Annotated in this window: 17 protein-coding genes; 10 read left to right on the top strand and 7 right to left on the bottom strand. The window is 66.4% G+C overall.

Annotated features, from left to right (window positions below; translation table 11 throughout):
• Nucleotides 1-41: 41 nt before the first annotated feature.
• From WBR68_RS20745 to WBR68_RS20705, 9 genes are all read left to right on the top strand, one after another.
• Nucleotides 42-1,532 (top strand): amidase, encoded by a 1,491-nt coding sequence (locus WBR68_RS20745; RefSeq protein ID WP_230695129.1) that lies wholly within the window; start codon nucleotides 42-44, stop codon nucleotides 1,530-1,532.
• 222 nt (nucleotides 1,533-1,754) lie between these two features.
• Nucleotides 1,755-3,374 carry a methyl-accepting chemotaxis protein gene (locus WBR68_RS20740; RefSeq protein ID WP_050446681.1) on the top strand — a complete coding sequence of 540 codons (1,620 nt, stop codon included), beginning with the start codon at nucleotides 1,755-1,757 and terminating at the stop codon, nucleotides 3,372-3,374.
• 7 nt (nucleotides 3,375-3,381) lie between these two features.
• A complete protein-coding gene (locus tag WBR68_RS20735; RefSeq protein ID WP_230695128.1) occupies nucleotides 3,382-3,912 on the top strand; it encodes a chemotaxis protein CheW in 531 nt (176 codons plus the stop codon).
• Entirely contained in the window at nucleotides 3,909-5,249 is a 1,341-nt protein-coding gene (locus tag WBR68_RS20730; protein WP_083447350.1) for a CheR family methyltransferase, read from the top strand. The genes WBR68_RS20735 and WBR68_RS20730 overlap by 4 nt, the downstream gene beginning before the upstream one ends.
• The gene (locus tag WBR68_RS20725; RefSeq protein WP_230695127.1) at nucleotides 5,242-5,907 is read left to right on the top strand and encodes a chemotaxis protein CheW; all 666 of its coding nucleotides are present in this window, start codon (nucleotides 5,242-5,244) and stop codon (nucleotides 5,905-5,907) included. Before WBR68_RS20730 ends, WBR68_RS20725 begins: the two co-directional genes overlap by 8 nt.
• Entirely contained in the window at nucleotides 5,904-8,222 is a 2,319-nt protein-coding gene (locus WBR68_RS20720) for a hybrid sensor histidine kinase/response regulator (protein WP_230695126.1), read from the top strand. The genes WBR68_RS20725 and WBR68_RS20720 overlap by 4 nt, the downstream gene beginning before the upstream one ends.
• On the top strand, nucleotides 8,219-9,229 hold the full coding sequence (cheB, locus tag WBR68_RS20715; RefSeq protein WP_050446677.1) for a chemotaxis response regulator protein-glutamate methylesterase: 1,011 nt from the start codon (nucleotides 8,219-8,221) through the stop codon (nucleotides 9,227-9,229). Before WBR68_RS20720 ends, cheB begins: the two co-directional genes overlap by 4 nt.
• A 33-nt stretch (nucleotides 9,230-9,262) precedes the next feature.
• Entirely contained in the window at nucleotides 9,263-10,288 is a 1,026-nt protein-coding gene (locus tag WBR68_RS20710; protein ID WP_230695125.1) for a response regulator, read from the top strand.
• Between the two features lie 68 nt (nucleotides 10,289-10,356).
• Nucleotides 10,357-11,640, top strand: a complete 1,284-nt coding sequence (locus WBR68_RS20705) for a cystathionine gamma-synthase family protein (RefSeq protein WP_230695124.1) — start codon at nucleotides 10,357-10,359, stop codon at nucleotides 11,638-11,640.
• A gap of 14 nt (nucleotides 11,641-11,654) precedes the next feature.
• Here WBR68_RS20705 and WBR68_RS20700 read toward each other — a convergent pair whose 3' ends face one another.
• Complete coding sequence (locus WBR68_RS20700; protein WP_230695123.1) at nucleotides 11,655-13,175, bottom strand: MFS transporter; 1,521 nt, start codon at nucleotides 13,173-13,175, stop codon at nucleotides 11,655-11,657.
• Between the two features lie 138 nt (nucleotides 13,176-13,313).
• Here WBR68_RS20700 and WBR68_RS20695 point away from each other — a divergent pair, with 138 nt between their 5' ends.
• The gene (locus WBR68_RS20695; protein ID WP_127184789.1) at nucleotides 13,314-14,195 is read left to right on the top strand and encodes a LysR family transcriptional regulator; all 882 of its coding nucleotides are present in this window, start codon (nucleotides 13,314-13,316) and stop codon (nucleotides 14,193-14,195) included.
• A 13-nt stretch (nucleotides 14,196-14,208) separates the two neighbouring features.
• Here the strand turns inward: WBR68_RS20695 and WBR68_RS20690 are convergent, their stop codons facing one another.
• The 6 genes from WBR68_RS20690 to WBR68_RS20665 all read right to left on the bottom strand — a co-directional run bounded on the left by WBR68_RS20690 (nucleotide 14,209) and on the right by WBR68_RS20665 (nucleotide 21,620).
• Entirely contained in the window at nucleotides 14,209-14,895 is a 687-nt protein-coding gene (locus tag WBR68_RS20690) for a GntR family transcriptional regulator (protein ID WP_050446672.1), read from the bottom strand.
• A gap of 168 nt (nucleotides 14,896-15,063) precedes the next feature.
• On the bottom strand, nucleotides 15,064-16,050 hold the full coding sequence (locus tag WBR68_RS20685; protein WP_050446671.1) for a tripartite tricarboxylate transporter substrate binding protein: 987 nt from the start codon (nucleotides 16,048-16,050) through the stop codon (nucleotides 15,064-15,066).
• Nucleotides 16,051-16,125: 75 nt separating this feature from the next.
• Nucleotides 16,126-18,060: an acyl-CoA synthetase gene (locus WBR68_RS20680; protein ID WP_050446670.1), complete on the bottom strand. Its 1,935-nt coding sequence runs from the start codon at nucleotides 18,058-18,060 to the stop codon at nucleotides 16,126-16,128.
• 17 nt (nucleotides 18,061-18,077) lie between these two features.
• Entirely contained in the window at nucleotides 18,078-19,211 is a 1,134-nt protein-coding gene (locus WBR68_RS20675) for an acyl-CoA dehydrogenase family protein (RefSeq protein WP_050446669.1), read from the bottom strand.
• A gap of 9 nt (nucleotides 19,212-19,220) precedes the next feature.
• Nucleotides 19,221-20,417, bottom strand: a complete 1,197-nt coding sequence (locus tag WBR68_RS20670; RefSeq protein WP_230695122.1) for an acyl-CoA dehydrogenase family protein — start codon at nucleotides 20,415-20,417, stop codon at nucleotides 19,221-19,223.
• An 18-nt stretch (nucleotides 20,418-20,435) separates the two neighbouring features.
• Nucleotides 20,436-21,620, bottom strand: a complete 1,185-nt coding sequence (locus WBR68_RS20665; protein WP_230695121.1) for an acetyl-CoA C-acyltransferase — start codon at nucleotides 21,618-21,620, stop codon at nucleotides 20,436-20,438.
• Between the last annotated feature and the right edge of the window lie 11 nt (nucleotides 21,621-21,631).

Raw genomic sequence — 21,631 nt, 5'->3', positions numbered from 1 at the left:
CGCCTGCCTGACAACGACCAAGAGAACCCGGAGACCTTCGCATGCCCCTCGCCACGCCGACCGACGCCGCCAGCCTGAACCCCATTGTCGCCATGCCGGCGCATGCCTTGTCGGACGCGATCCGGCGCCGCGAGTTGTCCTGTGTCGAGGTCATGCGCGCCTACCTGGCGCATATCGACAGCGTCAACCCCAAGATCAACGCCATCGTCGCCCGCCGCGATACCGACGCGCTGCAGCGCGAAGCCGCCGAGCGCGATGCGCAATTGGACGCCGGCCAATGGCTGGGCTGGATGCATGGCATGCCGCAGGCGCCCAAGGACCTGACGGCCGTGCGCGGCATGGTCACGTCGATGGGCTCGCTGGTCTACAAGGACCAGGTCACGCAGCATGATTCGATCATCGTCGAGCGCATGCGGGCGTCGGGCGCCATCTTCATTGGCCGCACCAATGTGCCGGAATTCGGCTTGGGCTCGCATACCTATAACCAGGTCTACGGCACGACGGGCAACCCCTACGACCCGTCCAAGACGGCGGGCGGCAGCAGCGGCGGCGCGGCGGCGGCGCTGGCCGCGCGCATGCTGCCCGTGGCCGACGGCAGTGACTTTGGCGGTTCCTTGCGCAACCCGGCGGCGTTCTGCAATGTGTACGGCATGCGGCCGTCGGCGGGGCGCGTGCCGTTCGGACCGTCGCCCGAGGTGTTCCTGAAGCAACTGTCCTATGAAGGGCCGATGGGCCGCACGCCGCGCGACGTGGCGCTGCTGCTGTCGGTGATGGCGGGGCATGACAAGCGTTCGCCCTTGTCGCTGCGCGACGACCCCGCGCAGTTCGCCACGGCCTTGGATGCCCCCTCAGACGCGGACCCGCGCGGCAAGCGCGTTGGCTGGCTGGGCGACTGGGGCGGCTACCTGCCCTTGGAACCGGGCATTCTGGACGTGTGCGCCCAAGGCTTGGCCACGTTGGATACGGTGGGCTGCGACGTCGTCGATTACAAGGTGCCGTTTGCGGGCGACCGGCTGTGGCGCATGTGGCTGACGCACCGCCACCTGATGGTGGGCGGCCAGTTCCATGCGCTGGTCCAAGACCCGCAAACGCGCAAGCTGGTCAAGCCCGCGCTGATCTGGGAAGTGCAAGGCCTGGAAGGCATGACCGCGCACGACGTTTATCACGCCACGCAGGAACGTAGCGCCTGGTACCAGACGGTGCTCGCCATGTTTGAAGAGGTCGATTTCCTGGCGGTGCCGTCGGCGCAGGTGTTCCCGTTTGACGCCACGCTGGACTGGCCCAAAGACATTGCCGGCCGCGCCATGGACACCTATCACCGTTGGATGGAAACCGTGACGCCCTGGACGCTGGCGGGCTGCCCGGTGATCAGCGTGCCGGTGGGCTTCAGCCCGCAGGGGCTGCCGATGGGCATGCAGTTGATTGGCCCGCCGAACGCCGACCTGGACGTGTTGCGCTTGGCGCAAGCCTACGACCAGGCTTGCGATTGGGTGGCCGCCCATCCGCCCGCGTCGCTGTGGCAGGCCGCCTAGCCACCTAGCCGCGCGGGCTTGCGGTACGCACAGTCACGGAAAAACACAAGTTTTGGTAAACGGCCTTTGCGTGTTTCTGACGGAAGCCTCTATTTTTACGGGGTTTCCCTAGTTTTTCGTGGCTGACCGAACCCGCCTTTGTAATAATCAGTGCATTTCCCCACATCCCGTCATGGATGGCGTGGGCGTGGTCGTGTTGCACCTGCACAAAGGTCTCCCTGAATGAAGAATCTGACTCTCCGCCAACGCATCCTGGCCAGCTTCATGGTCATTCTGGCCATCATGACCTTGATGGTGGTGGTCGATTACCGGCGCCTGCTGCACATAGAAGACGAAGTGGTGTTGATCAACACGGATGCCGTGCCGGGCATCTACTACAGCACGTCGATACGTGCGTCGTGGCTTGCCGGCTTCGTGGTGGTGCAGGACGCCTTCAACAGCGATTCCGACGCAGAGCGCCGCACGGTACTGGAAGGGCTGCCCGATAGCGATCAGCAATTGGAGGAAAACATCGAGTTCTACCGCCGCACGATTGCGCGCGCGGAAGACCGGACGATGTTCGCCGATTTTGAGAAGGCCTTGCAGGACTACAAGCGCATTCGTGCCGACATTCTGGGCACCGCCATGGCGGGTGACCCGGTCGTGGCGAAAAGCCGTGTCAAGAACGAATTGCGGCCCGCCTTCTACCTGGGCCGCGACATCCTGGCGAAGATGGTGCTTGAAAACAAGAAGCAGGCCGACGAAGCCGCCGTCAGCATCAAGCAGGCCGTGGATGCGGCCGAATACGACATGCTGGTGTCGCTGGGCCTGGCGATCGCGGCGGCGATCGTGTGCGGCATTTTGCTGATGCGCGCCATCGGCAACCCCATGCGTCAGATCGTCAATACCCTGGAATCCACCGGCAGCGGCGACCTGACCCGCCGTTTGTCCCTGGCGCGCAAAGACGAATTCAACGCCATTGAAACCGGCTTCAACGGCATGGTGGACGAACTGACCGGGCTGGTTGGCAAGACCCAGCGGTCGGCGGTGCAGGTGGCCACGTCGGTGACCGAGATTGCGGCCACGTCCAAGCAGCAGCAAGCCACCGCGTCCGAAGTGGCGGCCACCACCACCGAAATCGGCGCCACCTCGCGTGAAATTTCCGCCACCTCGCGCGAGCTGGTGCGCACCATGACCGAAGTGTCCAGTGCCGCCGAGCAGACCGCGTCGCTGGCCGGAAGCGGGCAGGTGGGGCTGGCGCGCATGGAAGACACGATGCGCAACGTGGTGGGCGCGGCGGGCTCGGTGAACGCCAAGCTGGCCATCCTGAACGAGAAGGCCGGCAATATCACCCAGGTGGTTACTACGATCACCAAGGTGGCGGACCAGACCAACCTCTTGTCGCTCAACGCCGCCATCGAAGCGGAAAAGGCCGGCGAGTACGGCCGCGGCTTCGTGGTGGTGGCGACCGAAATTCGCCGGCTTGCGGATCAGACCGCCGTGGCCACCTATGACATCGAACAGATGGTGCGCGAGATCCAGTCGTCGGTGTCGGCCGGCGTGATGGGCATGGACAAGTTTTCGGAGGAAGTGCGCCGGGGCATGGCCGACATGCAGCAGGTGGGCGACCAGTTGTCGCAGATCATCCAGCAGGTGCAGACGCTGGCGCCACGCGTGCAGATGGTCAACGAAGGCATGCAGGCGCAAGCGACCGGCGCCGAGCAGATCAACCAGGCTTTGCAGCAGTTGAGCGACGCCGCCCAGCAAACGGTGGAATCCCTGCGCCAGTCCAGCCTGGCGATTGAAGAGCTGACGGTGGTGGCCAACGACCTGCGCAGCGGCGTGTCCCGCTTCAAGATCTGAGCTTCTCATGGCGCAACTTGCCCCATCCCTCCAGCCCGGCGGCCTGAATGCGGCAGCCGCCGCGCGGCGCTTGTACCTGCTGTTTCGCATCGGCGGCGACCGCTATGCGCTGGACGCGGGCGAGGTGATCGAGGTGCTGGGCTTGCGCGTGCTGAAGCAGGTGCCCGGCGCGCCGTCTTGGGTGGCGGGCATGCTGCATTGGCGCGGTAGGCCCGTGCCCGTGATCGACATGAGCGCGCTGGCGGGCCAGGATGCCGCCGCCCGGGTCACCAGCACCCGTTTGGCGCTGGTGCATTACCGGGCCGACGCTGCCGAGCAGGTGCTGGGGCTTATTCTGGAACAGGCGACGGAAACCGTGCATTACGACCCGACCGCCTTCCAGCCCGCTGGCCTGGACAACCCGGATGCGCGCTACCTGGGGCCGGTGCTGAACGACGCCCACGGCATGGTGCAGGCCGTGGGTGTGAACGACCTGCTGGGGCCGCCCGTGCGGGCGATGCTGTACCCGGCGAGCCACGCGCGCGAGGTCCGGCCATGATGCTGATCGATGAGTTCAGCGCCTTGCTCAAGCGCAAGATGGGGCTGGACAGCGGCTCCATCGGCAAGGCCGCCGTTGAACGCGCCGTGCGCCACCGCATGAACGCCGTGGGCGTGGCGGACGAACACGACTTTCTGCGTCGGCTGCACATGGCGGCCGACGAGATGCAGCAGCTGATCGAAGCCGTGATCGTGCCCGAGACCTGGTTCTTTCGGTATCCGGAATCGCAAACGGCCATGGCCGGCCTGGCGCGTGAACGCTTGTTCGCGCCCGGGGTGCCGGACAGCCGGGTGCTGCGGATATTGAGCGTGCCGTGCGCCAGCGGCGAAGAGCCGTACTCCATCGCCATGGCCTTGCTGGATGCGGGCGTGCCGGCCGCGCGTTTTCAGGTGGACGCCGTGGACATCAGCGAGCGCATGGTGCAGTTCGCGCAGCGTGCCGTGTATGGCCGCAACGCCTTTCGTGGCGGCGACCTGGCCTATCGCGACCGCCACTTTGTTGAAACGGCCGAGGGCCATCAACTGAACCCGCAGGTCCGCGAACGGGTCCGTTTTCAACACGGCAATCTGTTCGACGGCGACCTGCTGGCGGGCGCAGCACCCTATGACTTTGTGTTCTGCCGCAACTTGCTGATCTACTTTGACGGGCCGACCCAGGAACGTGCCGTGCAGGTGCTGCGTCGCTTTGCGCGTGACGACGGCCTGGTCTTTGTGGGGCCGGCGGAAACCAGCTTGTTGACGCAGCGCCGTCTGCCCGCGCTGCCAATCGCGCGGGCATTTGCATTTCGCGCGCAGCCCTTGCCACCGCCGCCCGAACCCCCCATGCGGGCCTGGGGCACAGCCGGGTCGATGGGGGCCAATGGGGCTGCCCCCATCGTGCATGCCTGGTCGCCGCCCCGGCGGCCCGTGGCGCAGGCGCCGGCAGCGCGCCTGCCCTTGGCGCATGCGGCCATTGCCCCGGCGTCTGGCCATGGCGACCACAGCGCGGCAAGGGGCGATTGCGCCATGCCCACGGGCAGCACCAGCGCCACGGCATCTCTGCGCCAGATTGCGCAGATGGCGGATCGCGGGCGCGTGCAGGATGCGCTGGCGCAATGCCGCGCGCACATAGACCTGCACGGCGTCAGCGCCGATGCGCTGCATCTGCTGGGCCTGCTGCAAGACGCGGCGGGCGACGCAAGCCAGGCGCAAGCGTCGTACCGCAAGGCGCTGTATCTGGACCCCACCCACCGCGAGGCGCTGCTGCATCTGGCCGCCTTGATTGCGTCCTCCGGTGACATCGAAGGCGCGCGCCGCCTGCAGGCGCGTGCCGCGCGACAGGAGGCACGACGTGATTGAGTCCCCCGCGCGCTTGTCCGACGTTGACGACTGCTGGAACCGCATCGGTATCCGCGGCGACAAAAGCTGCGAGCAATTGCCCGCGCACGTGCATTGCCGCAACTGCCCGGTCTATGCGGCCGCCGCCAAACGCATTCTGGACCGGCTGCCGCCACAGCTGGATTCGTCTGACAGCGATATTGCCCAGATCCGGCAAGATGTTCGCTTGTCTTCGCTGCTGGTGTTTCGCGTCGGCGGCGAATGGCTGGCGCTGCCGACACGGGCGTTGGACGAAGTGGCCGCCAGCCGCCAGATTCTGGCGCTGCCGCATCGCCGCGACCCGGCGGTGCTGGGCGTGACCAATGTGCGCGGCACCTTGACCGTATGTGTGTCGGTGGCGCGTCTGCTGGGCTTGCACGGCGCGTCGGACGACACGCGCGACCGCCCCGGCGCGGCGCGCATGCTGATATTCGGTGGCGCGGGCCGGGCCGTGGTGCTGCCCGTGGACGAGGTTGAAGGCATCCATGCCATCAACCTGGACCAACTGGAACCGCTGCCGTCCACCGTAGAGGGCGCCAGCCTGAAGTATTCGCGCGGCGTGGCGCAGTGCGGCGGCCGCAGCGTGGGCGTGCTGGACGAAACCCTGCTGATGCAAGCTTTGGAACGGAGCCTGGCGTGAACCCCGACGAGATGCGCGACGCCTCTTTGCTAGAGCTGTTCCAGCTTGAAACTCGCACGCAGGTGCAGGTGCTGAACAACGGCCTGCTGGCGCTGGAGCACGACCCCACCTCGGCGGCCCAGCTTGAAGCCTGCATGCGCGCGGCGCATTCGCTCAAGGGGGCGGCCCGTATTGTGGATCTGCACCCCGCCGTGCGTATTGCGCACGCCATGGAAGACTGCCTGGTGGCCGCGCAGGAAGGGCGGCTGCGCTTGCAGGCGGACGATATCGACGCCTTGCTGCTGGGTACCGACCTGCTGCAGCGGGTAGCGACGCCCGGCGCGGAACTGGGCGGCGAGATCGATGACCTGGTGGTGCGCCTGAGCAATGCGTGCGCGGCACCCAAGGTACCCGCCACGCCCGCCGTGTCCGCATCAGCCTTTGCGCTGGCGCGACCGCCCAGGCCGTCGGACTTCCTGCCGCCCATCGTGCGCATCGAGGATACGCCGACGCCGACCTCGGCGCCCACCCCGACATCTCCCGCTCCGCCGACCGCACGCCGTAGTTCCGATCAAGGCATCTTCGAAGGCGAGCGCGTGTTGCGCGTCACCGCCGACACGCTGAACAAATTGCTGGGCCTGTCCAGCGAGACGCTGGTGGAGTCGCACTGGGTTGGCCCCTTCGGCGCGTCCATGCTGCGCCTGCGACGCTTGCAAGCGGGCGCGGCGCAGGCACTGGATGGCGTGCGCGGCGCGCTGGCGGGCCAGTATGTGGACGCGCGCGTGCAGGCAGCGCTGGACGACGCCCAGCGCATCGTCGAGCAATGCCAGCAGGAACTGACCCAGCGCACCAATGAAGTGGATGAGTTTGGCTGGCGCATGAGCCATCTGGCCCAACGCCTGTACGACACCGCGCTGGCTTGCCGCATGCGGCCGTTTGCCGACGGCGTGGGCGGCATGCCGCGCATGGTGCGCGACCTGGGCCGATCGCTGGGCAAGCAGGTGCGGCTGGAAATCGAGGGCGACACCACGCAAGTGGACCGCGACATTCTGGAAAAGCTGGACGCGCCGCTGATGCATCTGCTGCGCAACGCGGTGGACCACGGCATTGAAATGCCGATGGATCGGCTAGACGCCGGCAAGCCCCCAGAAGGCCTGATCAAGCTGTCGGCGCGGCATTCCGCCGGCATGCTGGTGGTGGAACTGAGCGACGACGGCGCGGGCATTTCCTTGGACCGGTTGCGCGGGGAAGTCGTGCAGCGCAAGCTGACCACGGCTGACACGGCAGCGCGCCTGAGCGAAGCCGAGCTGCTGGAATTCCTGTTCCTGTCCGGCTTCAGCACGCGCGGCGAAGTGACCGAGATATCCGGGCGCGGGGTGGGCCTGGACGTGGTGCAGACCATGGTGCGCCAGTTGCGCGGCGCGGTGCGCATTCATCAGACCAGCGGGCAGGGCACGCGCTTCGTGCTGGAAATGCCTTTGTCGCTGTCGGTGGTGCGCAGCTTGTTGGTTGAGGTGCAGGGCGCCATCTATGCGTTCCCGCTGGCCTACGTCAGCCATGCCTTGCAGGTGCGCAGGGAAGACATTGAACAGTTGGAAGGCCATCAGCATTTTCGGTTCATGGACCGGCAGGTGGGGCTGGTGTCGGCGCGGCAGATCTTGCGGGGCGGCGAACCCGCGCCCGCGACGGAATCCGTGGCGGTGGTGGTGGTGGGCGATCACGACAAGCGCTACGGCATTGCCGTGGACCGCTATGTGGGCGAGCGCACGTTGGTGGTGCAGCCGCTGGACCCCCGGCTGGGCAAGGTGCAGGACGTGATGGCGGGCGCCTTGATGGACGACGGCACGCCGCTGTTGATTCTGGACGTGGAAGACATGCTGCTGTCGGTGCAGAAGCTGATCGAAGCCGGCCGCCTGACGCGGGTGGACGGCGCGGGCCAGGTTGCCCAGACGCGCCGCCGCAAGCGCGTGCTGGTGGTGGACGATTCGCTGACCGTGCGCGAACTGGAACGCAAGCTGCTGGTGAACCGGGGCTTTGAGGTGGCCGTGGCGGTCGACGGCATGGATGGCTGGAACATGCTGCGCAGCGAGGATTTTGATTTGGTCGTGACTGATGTGGACATGCCGCGCATGGACGGCATCGAACTGGTGTCGCGCATCAAGGCCGACGCCAAGCTGCAAGGCGTGCCGGTGATGGTGGTGTCGTACAAAGATCGCGAGGAAGACCGGCGGCGCGGGCTGGACGCCGGCGCTGACTACTATTTGGCCAAGGGAAGTTTCCATGACGACGCGTTGCTGGACGCCGTCGAAGACCTGATCGGGAAGGCACTGACGTGAGAATCGGCATCGTCAACGATCTGCAAATAGCGGTTGAAACCCTGCGGCGCGCCATCGCGCTGGAACCCGGGCTGGAAGTGGCGTGGGTGGCGTCCAACGGTGAAGAGGCCGTGGCCCAGTGCGCGCGCGACCGGCCCGATGTGGTGCTGATGGACCTGATCATGCCCGTCATGGATGGGGTGGAAGCCACGCGCCGCATCATGGCCGAGTCGCCGTGCGCCATCGTGGTGGTCACCGTGGACGTGGCCCGCCACACCGCGCGGGTGTTCGACGCCATGGGCCACGGCGCGCTGGACGCGGTCGATACGCCCGTGGTGGGCGGGGGCGATCTACGCACCGCCGCCGCGCCCTTGCTGCGCAAGATACGCAACATAGGCTGGCTGATCGGTCGCTACGGCAGCCGGCCCAACTTGACCCCGGTGCCCAAGGCTGCCCCGCGCGCGGATGCGCAACGGCTGCTGGTGATCGGCGCGTCGGCGGGCGGCCCGGCCACGCTGGCCCAGTTGCTGCGCGACGTGCCGCTGGATTTTCCCGCCGGCATTGTGCTGGTGCAGCATGTGGATGCGTCGTTTGCCGCGGGCATGGCCGACTGGTTGAACGACCAGGTGCTATTGCCCGTGCGCTTGGTGCGCGAAGGCGAACGCCCCTTGCCGGGCCAGGTCCTGCTGGCGGGCACCGACGACCACCTGCATCTGCTGGCCGACGGCACCCTGCGTTACACCCCGGATCCCAAGGAAAGCCTGTACCGGCCGTCCATCGACGTGTTCTTTCATAGCGTGGCGCAGCACTGGCGCGGCACCGCCGTGGGCGTGCTGCTGACCGGCATGGGCCAGGACGGCGCGCGCGGCCTGAAGGCCATGCGCGAACGCGGCTGTCTCACCATTGCGCAAGACCAGGCCACCAGTGCCGTATACGGCATGCCCAAGGCGGCGGCCGCCCTGCAGGCGGCGGTGGAAATCAAACCGTTGGACCAGATCGCGCCGCGCGTGATCCAGGCCTTGGCCTGAGCGCCCAACATTGCAAGACATCAAGGAATAGCGATGCACCCTCCCATAGATAGCGCCGGCTCGGCGGATTTGAACGCCCACGCGGCCATGGTGCTGCTGGTTGACGATCAGGTCATGGTGGCCGAAGCGATCCGGCGCGCGCTGGTGGTGGAGGGCAATATCGATTTCCACTATTGCTCGGACCCTCACAAAGCGCTGACCGTGGCCATTCAGACGCGGCCCACCGTCATCCTGCAAGACCTGGTGCTGCCCGGCGTGGACGGCTTGAGCCTGGTAAAGGAATACCGCACTCATCCGGTCACGCGCGACATTCCCATCATCGTGCTGTCCACCAAGGAAGACGCCGCCATCAAGAGCGCGGCGTTTTCGTCGGGCGCCAACGATTATCTGGTGAAGCTGCCCGATTCCATCGAACTGGTGGCGCGCATCCGTTACCACTCGCGCTCGTACCTGGCGCTGGTGCAGCGCGACGAGGCCTACCAGGCGCTGCGCCAAAGCCAGCAGCAACTGCTGGAAAGCAATATGGAACTGCGGCGGCTAACCAATTCCGATGGCTTGACGGGCCTGGGCAACCGCCGCTACTTCGATGAATACCTCAATGCCGAATGGCAGCGTGCGCGCCGCGACAGCCGCGAGATCAGCATGTTGATGATCGACGTGGACCACTTCAAGGCCTACAACGACACCTACGGCCACATCGCCGGCGACGAAGCGCTCAAGCGCGTGGCCAACACCATCTTCGCCAGTTGCGACCGTTCCACCGACCTGGCGGCCCGCTTTGGTGGCGAAGAGTTCGCGCTGGTGCTGCCCGGCACGCCGGGTGGCAGCGCGCGTTTGGCGGCCGAAAAGCTGCGCCGCGCGGTCGAGGCCATGCAGATTCCGCAAAAGGATCTGGGCTCGGGACCCTGGCTGACCGTCAGCATCGGCACGGCCACGGCCATTCCTACTGACGACCAGCCCTGCACCGACTTGATCCGGGCGGCCGACCGCGGCCTCTACCAAGCCAAGCACCACGGCCGCAACCGCGTCGTGCCCGGCCAGTTGCAGGCGGACGAATAGGCGTTATCGTCGCAACATGCGAGACGCGCCTGCCCGGTCGGCGGGAATCCCAGAGTAAGAGGCACACCATGACGTATTCGACTTATCACAAGAAGGATATTTTTGGACGCCCGCTGCATGCGGAAACGCAGATGATGTCCTATGGCTACGACCCCTTTCTGTCCGAAGGCGCGGTCAAGCCGCCTGTTTTCTTGACGTCCACCTTCGCGTTCCGGTCCGCCGAGGACGGCGCGGCCTTCTTTGATGTGGTGTCGGGCCGCAAGCCCTTGCCGCAGGGCGAATCCGCCGGGCTGGTCTACAGCCGCTTCAATCATCCCAATCTGGAAATCGTGGAAGACCGGCTGGCCTTGCTGGATGGGTCCGAGGCGGCGGCGGTCACGGCCAGCGGCATGGCCGCCATCAGCGCCGTGCTGATGGCGTTCTTGCGCCCCGGCGATCAGTTGGTGCAGTCACTGCCCCTGTATGGCGGCACCGAGACGCTGATTGCCAAGGTGTTTCCGGAATGGGGCATCGGCTCGCACGCCATCCGCGACGGCCTGTCGCCCCAGGCCATGCGCGCGGCGCTGGAGGAGGCGGCGGCCAAGGGGCCGGTGCGCGTGCTTTACGTGGAAACGCCGGCCAACCCCACCAACGCGCTGATCGATTTCGAAGGCATGAAGAACGAGCTGGATGCCTTTGAAACGCGCCACGGCTATCGCCCCGTATCAGTGTGCGACAACACGCTGCTGGGGCCTATTTTTCAAAAGCCGGCCGACCATGGCGTGGACCTGTGCGTGTATTCGCTGACGAAGTACGTGGGCGGCCACAGCGACCTGGTGGCGGGCGCCGTCACGGGCAGCAAGGACCTGATCAAGAAGGTGCGCGCCATTCGCAGCGCGTTCGGCTCGCAACTGGACCCGCATTCGTGCTGGATGATCACGCGGTCGATGGAAACGGTGGTGCTGCGCATGAAGCAGGCGGCGCGCACGGCGACCAAGGTGGCGCAATGGCTGGCCGGGAATCCTTACGAGAAGGTCGCCATTTTTCATCCGGAGATGATCTCTGACCGCGCCTACCAAGAGGTCTATAAGCGCCAGTGCACCGGCCCCGGCTCCACCTTCGCCTTCGTGCTTGAGGGTGGCCGCGAACGGGCGTTCCGCTTCATCAACGCGCTGCATCTGTTCAAGTCGGCGGTCAGCCTGGGCGGCACGGAATCGCTGGTGTGCCACCCGGCATCCACCACGCATTCCGGCGTGCCGGCCGAGGAACGCGCGGCGGCGGGCGTGTCGGAAGGGCTGATCCGGATTTCGATCGGGCTGGAGCACGAAGAAGATTTGATCGCCGACATGGACCACGCTTTTCGGATTCGGTGACGGGAGTGCCTCGCTCAGCCCCGGGCCGCCTGCCGGCGCGTGCGGTTCAGCAGCACGAACGCGGCGGTGGCCAGCAGCATGACGGTGGCCGTGGCGATCACGGCGGCATAGCCGGTGTCGAACGCGGTCTTGGCCAAGTGCGTCAGCGTGGCCGCCAAGTCCGTCGGCAGGCCTTCCGCCACGATCAGCGCTTCGTCCAAGCTGTCACGCAGCGCGGGCGCCGTCGCCAGAGCGGGGGGCACGTCCAGCGTGTTGGCATACACGCCCGACAGGATGGACCCCATCAAGGTCACGCCCAGCGCGCCGCCCAATTCGTAGGACACCTCTTCAATCGACGCCGCCATGCCGGCGCGTTCCGGCGTGGCGCTTTGCATGATGGAGCTGGACGCCGCCGTCATGGTCGCGCCGATGCCCAGGCCCAGCACGCTCAGGCTAAGCATCTGCGGCAAGATGGCGCCGTCATAGCACAGCAGATACGCGCCCATGCCCGTGGCCGACACGGCCAGCGCCAGGAACATCAGGCGCGGGCCACGCATATAGGCCAAGAGCCAGCCCGCCAGCGGCCCCGCCACGAAGGCGGCAAGCGGCAGCGGTAGGATGAAGAGCGCGGCCTGAATCGGAGACATGCCCAGCACCAGTTGCAGGCGCTGGCTGAAGACCAGTTCCAGCCCCAGCAGCGCGGCGCCCGCGAACAGGGCGGCGGCTACGCCCGAACTGAAGGTGGCGTTGCGGAAGATGGCGAAGTCGATCAGCGGATACGGGCGGCGACGCTGGCGGCGCACGAACAAGGTCAAGATTGTGACCCCGGCCGCGCAAGCCAGGCCGGCATGCAGCCACGAGGTGCTGGCGCGGCCCAGTTCTTTCAACGCATAGGCACACAGGATCAAGCCCGCCATGACTTGCAAGGAGCCCATCAGGTCCCAGGGGCGGGCGGCGGCGGGGCGGCTGGCCGGGATGCACCGCCAGGCCAGCGGCAGCGCAAGCAGCACGATGGGCACGTTGATCAGGAACACCGAGCCCCACCAGAAATGCTCCAGCAGCACGCCGCCCACCACCGGCCCCAGCGCCGCGCCGCCGGAGGCCACCGACGCCCAGATGCCGATGGCCACGGCGCGCTCGCGTTCCTGGGCGAACGTCAGGCGGATGATGGACAAGGTGGCCGGCATCATCATGGCCGCGCCCACCGCCAGCAGCACGCGCGCCGCAATCAAGGACGCCGCGCCCGGCGAATAGGCGGCGGCCAGCGAGGCCACGCCGAAGACGACCAAGCCCATCATGAACAGGCGCTTGTGGCCCAGCCGGTCACCCAGCGTGCCCATGCCCAGCAGCAGGCCGGATACGACCAAGCCGTACACGTTCACGATCCACAATTTTTCAGACGCGGTCACGCCCAGCTCGTGCGTGAGCCGGGGCAGGGCGGTGTACAGCACCGTCATGTCCACCACGATCAACAACAAGGCAATGGACACAATGCCCAGCACCAGCCAACGGCGCGGGTCGGCCGTGGCGACAGCGTTCGAATGAGTCCGCTGCATAGTTCTACTCCTGGTTAAACCACACCCGGCCGCGCGGTTTCGGCGGCGCTACGAGTGCAAGGCCGGCATTATCTATCTGTTTATTTGCCGTAAAAAGTTTGATTCCATCTATAAAATAGATGAATTACGGAGGGCGACATGCAATGGACCTTGGATCAACTTCGGCATTTCGTGGCAGCGGCGGATGCCGGTTCCTTTTCTGCCGCGGCGCGTGCGCTGGGCCGCGCGCAGTCCGCCGTCAGTACCTCGGTGGGCCTGTTGGAGGCCGACCTGGGCGTGGAATTGTTCGACCGCTCGCGGCGCAACGCTACGCTGACGCCCGCTGGCGAAGTGATGCTGCAAGAGGCGCGTGAACTGCTGCGGCAGGCGGGCGGGCTGGATCAGCGGGCCTTGTCTTTCGCGGCGGGGCAGGACGCGCGACTGTCGATCGCGCTGGACGAAGCGCTGCCGTACCAGGTGCTGGGCGCGCTGATGGTGGAAGTGGCTGAGCGCTTTCCCGCCCTGGAACTCACGCAGTTGAACGGCACCGCGACCGAGGTGGCCGACTACGTGCAGCAGGGTCGCGCCAGCATTGCGTTCCACTTCGACCGGGGCGACCCCGGCAGCGCCTTCGCGCACCGTTATCTGGGCCATGTGGCGCAGGCGGTGTTCGTGGCGTCGGGCCATCCGCTGGCGGCCCTGGCCGAGGTCACGCGCAGCGACCTGGCGCGTTACCGGCAACTGGTCATGCAGATGGAAGGCGTGGAAGAGGTGGTGCTGAGCCCCACCGTTTGGCGCACGGACAGCTTCTACAGCATTGCCGGCATGGTGGCCGACGAACTGGGCTGGGCGATCCTGCCGTTGAACATCGCCGAATACGAAAGCTTTCGCAGAACGCTGACGCGGGTGCCGTGCACAGGCTTGTCCTTGCCGATGTTGTCGGTGCGTACCTTGTGGCTGCAAGGCGCGTCGTTAAGCACGACCGAGCTTTGGCTACAGCAGCGCATGGGGCAGATGCTGGGTGGGACGACTGCGGGGTGAAAGGAGTACGGCCTCAGCTAAGCAGCGCCGTGACCAAGTCTCCGCCACCCGTGCCGTCTTCGGTGAAATTCAGCGCGGTCTGTACGTGTTCCAGGTGTTCGTCCATCAGCGCGCAAGCGCGTTCGGTGTCGCCCGCGCGCGCGGCCTCGATGAAAGCGTGGTGCTCTTGCGACGAGCAACTGGCGTCATGCGAGCTTTGGTACAGCACGGTGATCACGGCGCTGCGCGCGGACAGTTCGCGCAGCATGCCCGTCAGCACCGAATTGCCCACGGCTTCGGCCAGCAGAATGTGGAAATGCCCCAGCAGATAGTTGCGCTTTTGCACGTCGCCGGCTTGCACCGCCAGCCGTTCCTCGGCCAGGTGGGCGTCAATACGGCGGTAGTCGGCGGCGGTGGCGCGCGCCACGAATTCCTTGGCCAGCGCGGCTTCCAGGATGCGGCGCACGGCATAGACTTCGCGCGCTTCGTTGGCGTCCGGCTTGCTGACAAACGCGCCCTTGTCGGGAACGATGTTGATCAGCTTGTCCTTGGACAGCATCAGCAACGCCGCGCGGATCTTGGTGCGGCTGACCTTGTAGACCCGCGCCAGCGCTTCTTCGCGCAAGCGCGTACCCGGCGGAAGCTTGTGCGCCACGATGGCGGCGGCCACTTCGCGGGCAATATCGTCGGCGCTGGGGTCTAGCGGAACTTCCTGGGTCATGGGGCGCGGCTGCGGCGGGCCGGAGGGTAAAACAATCGGGCAGCCAGTCTATCAAAAAGCCGGACAGGAAAGGCAGACATTTTTTGCATACAAACGTAGCATGCAAAGAAAATCTGCGGTCCCGTCCGGCTTTTTTGGCCCTGTATCAGGGCTCTTGCCGACCTATGATCAATCCTTCGCCATCAAGCCCAGGTATTCGATCAGGTCCTTCTCTTTCACGAACGTGGCTTGCGCCCAGGCCTTGTAGTCCGCGCTGTTGCGGTACGCGGGTTCCTGGTTCAGTTGCTTCATGACGTCCATGCTGGCTTTGTCGAACAGCGCCTTCTTGAAGGCGTCATGCAGCGTTTTCACGACGGCCGGGTCCATGCCCTTGGGGCCGGCCAGGCCATACGGCGAGGTCGACACCACCTTGTAGCCGAGCTCTTGCGCGGTGGGCACGTCGGGCCAGCGCGTGGTGCGCTTTTCGCCGAAAGTGACCAACAAGCGCATCTTGCCGGAGTCCACGAACTGGTCCCAGCCGGTGGCGTCGCTTTGCGCCATGACGTGGCCGCCCAACAGCGCCTGCTGCATGTCGGCGTTGCCCTTGAACGGCACGTGGTTCAGCTTGACCTTGGAATTTAGGGCGATTTCTTCAATCAGCAGGTGCGGCGACGAACCCACGCCGGTGGAGCCGTAGTCGATGGTGCCCGGCGCCTTGCGAGCGGCCTCGATGTATTCGTTGAAGGTCTTGTACGGCGAGTCCGAACGCACCGTGAAGCCGAAGGTGTAGCCCGACAAGCCGATGATGAAGCTGAAGTCGTTGATGGGATCCCAGCTGCTTTTCTGCATGTACGGCATGCGCAGCATGGCCAGCGTGTACAGGCTGATGGTGTAGCCGTCGGGCTTGGCGGTGCGCGCCATGGTGGCCGGGCCCAGGGTGCCGCCCGCGCCGGGCCGGTTTTCCACGATGACCTGCTGACCCAGGTATTTGGAGGCGTCCTGCGCCACGATGCGCAGGTGGCGGTCGGTGGAGCCGCCGGCCGGGAAGGGCACGATCAGCGTGATGGGCTTGGTGGGAAAGTCGGTTTGCGCGTTGGCGGCCAGCGGCAAGGCGGCGCCGGTGGTGGCAAGCAGCAGTGCGGCCAGGCAGGCGCGGCGCTTGGGCATCTTCAGCATGGGTTGTCTCCAGTGGTGTTGTGGTTTGTTGTGTGTGTGGAAATGGGTCGAGATGTGCTTGGACGCGTTCCGGGTTCAGTCGCGCAGCACGACTTTGACCGGCAAGCGCGCCAAGGCTTCGCGCAACTGCTCCTTCAGCGGCGCGGACACGCCGGATGCCGCTTCAACAGCGACATCCGGTTGCGCATCGGCCAGCACGCGGAAGATATTGCTGTCTTCCGCCAGCCCGGCCGTTTGCAGGGTGCGCGCCACCACCGCCTCTACCGATACGGCAGTGGCCAGGTGGCGCAAATCAGGTTTGTAGATCTTGCCCACATTGGTCATGGGCATGGCGTCCAGCACGATGACGCGCTTGGGCCGCGCCGGGCCTTCATCCACGTGCGCGGCCGCGTAGGCAACGAGTTCAGCTTCGGTGGCTTGCGCGCCTTCCATCAGCGTGACGAAGGCCACCGGCAATTCGCCGGCATAGGCGTCCGGCGCGCCGACGGCGGCGCACAGGTGCACGGCCGGGTGCGTGGCCAGCGCGTCTTCGATGGTCTTGGGGTCGATGTTGTGGCCGCTGCGAATAATCAGGTCCTTGGCGCGGCCTTGCAAATGCAGCCGGCCTTCGGCATCCATGAAGCCCACGTCGCCGCTGATCAGCCAGCCGTCTTCGGTGAAGGCGCGGGCGGTGTCGGCGGGGTCCAGAAAACCGGGGATCACGTTGGGCGCCTTGAACAACACCATGCCGGGCGTGCCGGGGGGCAGGTCCTTCGCGGCTTGCCCAGCGGGGATGTCCAGGCCGACGATGCGTACCTGCACGTAGGGCAGCGGGTAGCCCACGCAGTTGACGGGAAATACCGAGCCCGGCGGCGTGATGGACGAGATGCCGGCCATTTCCGTCATGCCCAGGCTTTCATTCACTTGCAGGCCGAACAGCCGCTTGAAGCGCGCGGCCAGTTCGGCGGGCAGCGGCGCGGCGCCGGTGCGGCAATAGCGCAAGGACGAGATATCGGCGCCCGCCAGCGGCACGTCGGCCAGCGCCGCCAATATGGTCGGCACACCTTGCAAGGACGTCGCGCGATGCTTTTCGACCAGCCGCCAGTAGTTGCGCAGCACCTCGCGGTTGCGCAGCAGCAAAGGGGTGGGAATGACGGTTTCCACGCCGGCCGACAAGGCCGCCAGCGAGGCCGGCAACACACCCGCCACGTGGAACAGCGGATAGCCGTTGATGACCACGTCGGTCGGCCCCGCGTTCTGCAACTGCACGGCCGCCCAGGCGGTAAAGACCTGGTTGGCGTGGGTGTGGATGGCCAGCTTGGGCGCGCCGGTGGTGCCCCCCGTATGGAAATAAGCGGCCACGTCGCTGGCGCGGATGATCCGTTCGCTGAGCAGGCGGTCGGCCGGTTGCGCCGAGCGATTGGCGTTGAAGTCCAGCGCGTAGTCGGGCAGCGCGGGGCGGTCCGACAGCGGTTCGGTGTGCGGCGCCACGCGCAGCAGGGTTTGCAGGCTGGGCACGCGCTCGCGCAGCCGCAGCGCCTTGGACCACATTTCGCAATCGGCGTCCGCGCCATAGGCGATCAGCACCTTGGCGCGCGCCGTCGTCATCAGAGACGCCAGTTTGTCTTCCGTCAGCAGCGGGTTCAGCGGCTGGACAATGCCCGCCGCCTCGCCGCCCCACAGCGCCAGGTGGTATTCCAGGCAACCGGGCAGCATGACGGCCACGGCGTCGCCCGCGCGCACGCCCAGGTCGTGCAGCAGGTTGGCCGTCTGGTGGATGCCGGCCAGCAGCTCGCGATAGCTCCAGCGGATGGCCTCGTCATCGGGGTCCGCCGAGCGCAGGAAGGTCAGCGCGGTCTTGTCGCCAAAGGCCGCGGCCGAGTTGCGGAAGATCTCGTAGGTGCTTTGCACCGTCAACGTTTCCGCCAGCGGGCGGGCTTGCAGCCGTTGCACGTCGGCGGCGCTGCGCACGGGAAACGGCGCCGAGAACGGAGGTGATAGCGGTGGCAGAGCGGCGTGGGCCTGCGTCATGTCGGGCTGGCCTCCGTTCACGCCTGCGCCAGCGCGATGTAGCGGCGCAGGTGATGGTCTTCGTCGCCCAACTGGTGGTCGATCATGACCAGGCGCTTGGCGTAGTGCGCCAACGGCAATTCCCAGGTCATGCCGATGCCGCCATGCAACTGGATGCTTTCTTCGGCCACCAGTGTGCCGATGCGGCCGATGGTGAACTTGGCGGCGGACAAGGCGCGTTCGCGGGTGACGCGGTCGGGGTTGTCCAGCGCGGCGGCGGCGTTGATGACGGCCGAGCGCGCTTGTTCAATTTCCAGCAGCACATCGGCCATGCGGTGCTGCAAGGCCTGGAAGCTGCCGATGGGCGTGCCGAACTGGCGGCGCGTGCGCAGGTATTCCAGGGTGGCGTCGCGGGCGCAGTCCATCGCGCCCACGGCTTCGGCGCACAGCGCCAGGATGCCGCGCCCGGTGGCGCGTTCCAGCAGCGGGTAGCCCGCACCGGCCTCGCCCAGCAAGGCCTCGGGGCCCAGCTTGACGTCGGTCAGCGTGACTTCGGCGGCGCGTCCACCGTCGATCAGCCCGTAGCCGCGCACCGCCAGCCCGGGCGTGCCGGCGCTGACCAAGAACAGGCTGATGCCGGCTTCGTCATCTTCCGCACCGGAAGTGCGCGCCGACACCAGGAACAGGTCCGCGTGTTCGCCCGCCGTGACCACGGCCTTGGCGCCGTTGAGCACCCAGCCGTCGCCCGACGGTTCGGCGCGCGTGCTGACTCGTGCCAGCTCATAGCCGGAATCGGGTTCGGCCTGGGCCAGCGCGGCGGTGATGGAACCCGCGATGAGGCCGTCCACGGCTTCGCGTTGCGCGGGCGTGCCGGCGGCGGCGATGGCGCTGCCCACCATCAAGGCGTCCAAAAAAGGTTCCACGACCAGGCCGCGTCCCAGCGCCTCGAAGACGACCGAGATATCAAAGCCCGCGCCGCCCAGGCCGCCATCGGCCTCGGAGAACAAGGCGCCGATGGCGCCCAGTTCCGCATAGCGGCGCCAGAATTCCACGCTGTAGCCCTGGGCCGATTGCGCGTGGCGTTCGCGGGTGGCGAAGTCGTACTGCTCGCTGACAAAGCGGCGCAGCATGTCGGAAAGCATGCGCCGGTCTTCGGTGTGTTCAAAGTTCATGGCCGGCCCTTACAGTCCCAAGATCATCTTCGAGATGATGTTTTTCTGAATTTCATTGGAGCCGCCGAAGATCGACAGCTTGCGGTTGTTGAAGTACTGCGCCGCCGCGCTGTCGGCGCCTTCGGGGCCGATGGGGGCGGCGTCGTAGCCGTCGTGCAGCGATTCGGGCACGAAGGGGCGCGCGTACGGGCCCATGGCGCGGCGGTTCAAGGCCGTGATTTCCTGGCGGATCTGCGTGCCGCGTATCTTCAGCATCGAGCTTTCCGCACCCGGCGCACCGCCGCCCGCCACCGCCGCCACCACGCGCAGGTTGGTGGTGCGCATATTGGCCAGTTCGATTTCCACGCGCGCCATCCGGGCGGCAAAGTCAGGGTCTTCGGCCAGGGGGCGGCCGTTCTTTTTCTGCTTGGCGGCCACGGCCTTCAGACGTTCCAGCGCGGCGGTGGATTGGCCCACGCCCGCAATGTTGGTGCGCTCGTAAGTCAGCAGGTACTTGGCGCAGGTCCAGCCCCGGTTTTCTTCGCCCACCAGGTTCTCGACGGGCACGCGCACATCGGAAAAGAACACTTCGTTGACTTCGTGTTCACCGTCCAGCGTGATGATGGGGCGCACTTCGATGCCCGGGCTGTTCATGTCGATGAGCAGGAAGCTGATGCCCTCCTGGCGCCGGCCTTCCTGCGAGGTGCGCACCAGGCAGAAAATCATGTTGGCGTACTGGCCCAGCGTGGTCCAGGTTTTTTGCCCGTTGACGATGTAGTGGTCGCCGTCGCGCACGGCGGTGGTCTTGACGGAAGCCAGGTCGGAGCCCGCGCCGGGTTCGGAATAGCCCTGGCACCACCAGTCGCTGCCGTCCAGGATGCGGGGCAGCCAGTACTGGCGCTGCGCTTCGTTGCCGTACTTGATCAGCACCGGCCCCAGCATGCTCAGGCCGAAGGGCACGATGCGGGGCGCGGCGGCCAGCGCGCATTCGTTATCGAAAATGAATTTTTGCGTGGCGCTCCAGCCGGTGCCGCCGTATTCCACGGGCCAGTGGCTGGCCAGCCAGCCTTGCTGGTTCAGGATGGCGTGCCATTCAACCATGTCGTCTTTGGTAAGCAGCTTGCCCAGCCCAACCTTGTCGGAAAGGCGCCGGGGCAGCTTGGCCGCCAGGAAGGCGCGCACGTCGTCGCGGAAGGCGTTTTCTTCGGGGGTGAATTCCAAGTCCATGTCGGTCCTTAATGCATCTCAAGCATAGATTTCAAACAGGCCCGCCGCGCCCATGCCACCGCCGATGCACATCGTGACGACGGCATAGCGGGCGCCGCGGCGGCGGCCTTCGATCAGCACATGGCCGGCCAGGCGCGCGCCGGTCACGCCAAACGGGTGGCCCAGCGCGATGGAGCCGCCGTCCACGTTCAGGCGGTCCATGGGGATGCCCAGCTTTTCCTGGCAATACAGCGCTTGCGACGCAAACGCCTCGTTCAATTCCCACAGGTCAATGTCATCGACCTTCAAGCCATGACGCGCCAGCAACTTGGGCACGGCGTAGACGGGCCCGATGCCCATTTCGTCGGGCTCGCAGCCGGCAATGGCCAGGCCCCGGAACGCGCCCAGCGGGCGGATGCCGGCGCGCTGGGCGTCGGCGGCTTCCATCAACACGCAGGCGGCCGCGCCGTCGGACAGTTGCGAGGCATTGCCGGCCGTGACGAACTGGCCTTCGCCGCGCACGGGCGCAAGGCCGGCAAGCGCTTCGTAGGTGGTGCCGGGGCGGTTGCAGGTGTCTTTGTCCACCGTGACTTCGCGTTCGCTGACGACGCCCGTGGCGCGGTCGGTGACGGACATGGTGGTGGTAACGGCGATGATCTCTTCGCGGTAGCGGCCGGCGGCTTGCGCGGCTTCGGTGCGCGCCTGGCTTTGCGCGGCGAAGCGGTCTTGCGCTTCGCGGCTGATGCCGTAGCGGGCGGCCACGATGTCGGCGGTTTCGATCATGGGCAAATAGAGTTCGGGCTTGTTCGCCAGTATCCAGGGGTCCATGCCGCTGACGCCGTCGTCGCGCGTGCGGATCTGCGACACCAGTTCCACGCCGCCCGCGATCACGGCCGGGGCGCCGTCCATCACGATGCGGCTGGCGGCCGACGCGATGGCTTGCAGGCCCGAGGCGCAGTAGCGGTTGATGGTGGCGCCGCCCACGCTGACCGGCAGGCCGGCCCGGATGACGGCTTGCCGGCCGATGTTGCGGCCCGTGGCGCCTTCGGGGTAGCCGCAGCCGATGAAGGCGTCTTCGATCAGGGCGGGGTCGATGCCCGCGCGGTCAACGGCGGCGCGCACGGCATGCGCCGCCAGCGTGGGGCCGGCGATCTGGTTGAATTCGCCACGCCCCGCCTTGGTGATGGGGGTGCGGGCGGTAGAGACGATGACGGCTTCGCGCATAAGGGTTCCAG

The sequence above is a fragment of the Achromobacter sp. JD-1 genome, assembly GCF_038594925.1.
Classification (GTDB): domain Bacteria; phylum Pseudomonadota; class Gammaproteobacteria; order Burkholderiales; family Burkholderiaceae_B; genus Achromobacter; species Achromobacter spanius_C.
The sequence above is the reverse complement of the archived record's forward strand: the minus strand, read 5'-3'. Positions and strand labels throughout refer to the sequence as shown.